Annotated in this window: 1 pseudogene; it reads left to right on the top strand. The window is 45.6% G+C overall.

What is annotated here, in order from left to right:
• Nucleotides 1-99: 99 nt before the first annotated feature.
• Nucleotides 100-355: pseudogene (locus FLV34_RS39935) on the top strand (hypothetical protein); the annotation flags it as partial.

Here is a 355-nt window from a genome sequence, read left to right as displayed (position 1 = left end):
TGGCGGGCTCGTCATTGGCGGTCCAGAAGTAGTACTGGGTCTCGCCCCCGAGTTCGGAAGAATGGCGTGGAGGGAAAGAGGGAAGGCAATAGTGCTGTAATGGAGGTTCTGCGGGAAGGTTTTGTTATTAGGACACAAATAAGGGATGAAAAAGGTCAAATGAAAGGTTATAGATATGATATTTTTGATACACCTCAAAATGTAAATTCTGAAAGTGTTGAAACGACTGAATCTCAACCGTGTGCCGTTTTCCCGACTCCGGTAAAACCGGAAGCTGGTAAAACCGAAGTCGGTGAAACTGGAAGCCGGCAAAACCGAGGTCGGGAAATCGGCAACATAAAAGAAAATAGTATTA

Source organism: Microbispora sp. CSR-4 (assembly GCF_008033685.1).
Lineage (GTDB): Bacteria > Actinomycetota > Actinomycetes > Streptosporangiales > Streptosporangiaceae > Microbispora.
Note: the sequence above shows the minus strand (reverse complement) of the source record. Positions and strands in the feature narration are given on the sequence as shown.